Origin of the sequence: Thermus composti, from assembly GCF_014647535.1 — a bacterium.
Lineage (GTDB): Bacteria > Deinococcota > Deinococci > Deinococcales > Thermaceae > Thermus > Thermus composti.
In genome coordinates, this window is sequence record NZ_BMPJ01000053.1 from 1 (window position 1) to 3,411 (window position 3,411).

General features: G+C 68.5%; 4 protein-coding genes. All 4 read right to left on the reverse strand.

Going from position 1 to position 3,411, the window contains the following annotated elements; translation table 11 throughout:
* Positions 1 to 163: 163 nt before the first annotated feature.
* Genes IEX93_RS11290 through IEX93_RS11305 form a run of 4 tightly spaced genes read right to left on the reverse strand, consistent with a single transcriptional unit; the run spans position 164 to position 3,297 of the window.
* Positions 164 to 1,288, reverse strand: coding sequence for a cysteine desulfurase family protein (locus tag IEX93_RS11290; protein ID WP_188848283.1), 1,125 nt, complete (start codon positions 1,286 to 1,288; stop codon positions 164 to 166).
* Positions 1,289 to 1,298: 10 nt separating this feature from the next.
* Entirely contained in the window at positions 1,299 to 1,742 is a 444-nt protein-coding gene (locus IEX93_RS11295) for an RrF2 family transcriptional regulator (RefSeq protein ID WP_188848284.1), read from the reverse strand.
* A gap of 15 nt (positions 1,743 to 1,757) precedes the next feature.
* Positions 1,758 to 2,564 (reverse strand): metal ABC transporter permease, encoded by an 807-nt coding sequence (locus tag IEX93_RS11300; RefSeq protein WP_188848285.1) that lies wholly within the window; start codon positions 2,562 to 2,564, stop codon positions 1,758 to 1,760.
* A complete protein-coding gene (locus tag IEX93_RS11305) occupies positions 2,557 to 3,297 on the reverse strand; it encodes a metal ABC transporter ATP-binding protein (protein WP_188848286.1) in 741 nt (246 codons plus the stop codon). The genes IEX93_RS11300 and IEX93_RS11305 overlap by 8 nt, the downstream gene beginning before the upstream one ends.
* Positions 3,298 to 3,411 lie beyond the last annotated feature (114 nt).

Genomic DNA, 3,411 nt, shown 5'->3' on the forward strand with positions numbered 1-3,411 from the left:
GCCTACAAGGTGCCCCGCATCATCCAGTTCCGGGAAAGCCTCCCCAAGTCCAGCGTGGGGAAGATCCTGAGGCGGGAGCTAAGGGACGAGTTCACCAAGAAGGCCTAAGCGCCCGCCTGGGCCGTGAGGGGTCCCCGCCGTGGCGAAAGCCACGGCGGGGTACTTAGCCTCGAGCCCGCTCCACCGCCTCCCGGAAGGCCGCCACCGCCCGGTCCACCTCCTTCTCCGTGGTGAAGCGGCCTAAGGAGAAGCGCAAGGAGGCCTTGGCCTCCTTGGGGGGGCGGCCCAAGGCCAAGAGGACGTGGGAGGGCTCGAGGCTCCCCGCGGAGCAGGCCGAGCCCGAGGAGACCGCCACCCCCAAGAGGTCCATGGCGAGAAGAAGCGCCTCCCCGTCCGCCCCCTTCACGGTGACGTGGGCGAGGTGGGGAAGGCGGTTTTGGGGGTGGCCGTTTCGTTCCACCCCGGGCACGGCGAGGAGGCCCGCCTCGAGGCGGTCCCTTAAGGCCCTAAGGCGGGGGGCCTCCTCGGGAAGGAGCCTCAGGGCCTTCTCCAGGGCCACCGCCATCCCCCAGGCCAGGGCGGGGCTTGGCGTCCCCCCTCGCCTTCCCCCCTCCTGGCTTCCTGGGACCAGGGGAACCAGGTCCACCCCCTGGCGCACAAGGAGAGCCCCGATCCCCTTGGGCCCGTAGAACTTATGGGCGCTCAAGGAGACCAGGTCCGCCCCCACCTCGTCCATCCGGAAGGGCACGTGCCCCACCGCCTGCACCGCGTCCGTGTGGAAGAGGACGCCCCGCCCGCGAACCACCTGGGCGATCTCCCTTAGGGGGTAAAGGGTCCCCACCTCGTTGTTGGCGGCCATGACGCTCACCAAGAAGGTGTCCTCCCGCAGGGCCTCCGCCACCTGCTCGGGGTAGACGAGGCCGAAGCGGTCCGGCTTGAGCCGGGTCACGGCGAAGCCTAGCCGCTCTAAAAGCCGCAAAGCCCCAAGGACGGAGGAATGCTCCACCTGGGTGCTCACCACGTGGCCCCGCCCCTTGGCCAAGGCCACCCCGAGAAGGGCCAAGGCGTTGGCCTCGGAGCCCGAGGCGGTGAAGACCACCTCCCTAGGCCTCGCCCCCAGGAGGGAGGCCACCTTCTCCCGCGCCCCTTCCAAGACCCGCCTGGCCTCCTGGCCGAAGCGGTGGATGCTGGAGGGGTTGCCGAAGACCTCCTCCACCCCCCGCATGGCCTCCCGCACCTCGGGGTCCAGGGGGGTGGTGGCCGCGTAATCTAGGTAGACGCCGCCCACGCCTCCTAGCCTACCCCGCCTGGAGGGGGACCAGGCGGCGGGCCTCTATGAGCCTCCGCTCCTCAATGAGGTCCTTGAGGGTGGTCCCCCCCAGGACCTGGCGGATGGCCAGGTCCACCCGCCGCCAGAGGACCTCGGTGGAGCACTGGCCCACCTTGGCGCAGGTCTCCGGGTCCTCAATGCAGGAGACGGGGGCCAGGCTTCCCTCCAGGGCCTCCACCACCTCTAAGGCCGTCACCTTCTCGGGGGGCCGGGCCAAGCGGTACCCCCCCTTGGCCCCCCGCACGGAGCGGATGAAGCCCGCCCGGCGGAGCTGGGCGGCGATCTGCTCCAGGTAGTGCTGGCTGATGCCCTGGGCCTCCGCCACCTCCTTGAGGGGCACGGCTTGGGGAGCGCGGAGGCCGATCTCCACCAGGGCCCTCAGGCCGTACTGGGCCTTCGTGGAAACCCACATGCCTCCAGTATACTGCTATTTCCCGTGCGAAAATAGGGACTTTGTGAAGGCCAGGGCAAAGAACCCCGCCTGCACCAAAACCACGCTGGCCCCGCTGGGGAGGTCCCAGAGGAAGGAAAGGGCAAGCCCCAAAAGGGTGGAGAGGAGGGCGAAGAGGAGGGAAAGGAGGGTAAGCCCGGAAAAGGTGGCGGAAAGGAGCCGGGCCGTGGCCCCGGGGATGACCAGGAAAGCGGCCACCAAAAGGACCCCCACCACCTTCACCGCCAGGACCAGGCTCACGGCGAGGAAGCCGGAAAGAAGGTAGTCGTGGAAGACCGCGGGCAGGCGGTCCGCCAAGGCCAGCTCCCGGTCCAAGGTGGCGTAGGCCAAAGCCCCCCAAAGGGGCAAAAACCCCAGGGCGAGGAGGGAGAGGGCCCCAAGGGCGTAGAGGTCCTCCCGGCCTACCGCCAAAAGGGAACCGAAGAGGTAGCTCATGGCGTCCCCCACGTACCCCTTGGCCTTGGCCAGGAAGACCGCCCCCAAGGCCACGGAAAGGGCGAAGAAGACCCCGATGGCGGTGTCCTCGGAAAGCTCGGTCCTCTCCCGCACGAAGGTGATGGCCATGGCCACCAGGAAGGTGAAGGGAAGGGCGAACCAAAGGGGCTCCCCCCGCAGGAAAAGCCCCAGGGACACCCCGGCGAAGGCGGCGTGGGCCAGGCCGTCCCCCAGGAAGGAGAGGCGCCTTTGCACCACGAAAGGCGAAAGGAGCCCGGCCAAGAGGCTCACCCAAAGCCCCGCCAAAAGGGCCCGCTGGAAGAAGGGGTAGCTTAAGGCCTCAAGCACCGCTTCCCCCCACGAAGAGGCCATGGGCGTGGCCCAGGTGGCCGAAGGCACGGCGCAGGCACTCCTCGGAAAGGGCCCTTTCCGGCGGGCCAAAGCCGATAACCCGGCGGTTCAGGACCAGGACATGGCTGGCGTGGTGGGCCGCCTCCCAGTCGTGGGTGATCATGAGCACCGTGGCCCCCGTTTCCGCCTGGTAGGCCTCGAGGTGGCGGTAAAGGTCCACCTCCCCCGCCCGGTCTATCCCGGTGGCGGGCTCGTCCAGGAGGAGGAGCCTGGGCCTGCGGACGAAGGCCCGGGCCAGGTAGACCCGTTGGAGCTGCCCCCCGGAAAGCCGCCCCAAAGGCCTTTCCGCCAGGGCCTCCGCCCCCACCCGCCTCAGGGCCTCCAGGGCCCTCTGCCGCGCCCAGGAAGGGAGGCGGAAGGGCCAGCGGCGGAGGAGCCCCGTGGCCACGAGCTCTATGGCCAAGGCGGGGAAGGTGCGGTCAAAGGCCTTGATCTGGGGCACGTACCCCAGCCAAAGGGGGTCCACCGCCTTAGGGGGCCTGCCCCAAAGGCGGACCTCCCCCTGGTAGGGCACGAGGCCGAGAAGGGCCTTTAAGAGGGTGCTCTTCCCCGCCCCGTTGGGGCCCACGATGGCCACGAAAGCCCCTTCGGGCACCTCCAGATCCACCCCCTCCAGGGCCCAGAACTCCCCGAAGCGGACGGAAAGGGCGCGGACCTCCAGGGCCTTCACGGGCTAATGATAATGTTTTTTCACTTTTCCGTCAATCCCATACACCAGGGCTTTACCCAAAACTCCTTCCTCGCCCTCCCTTAGCCTGCTTCAAGAGTTCTTGGGTGACTTCAT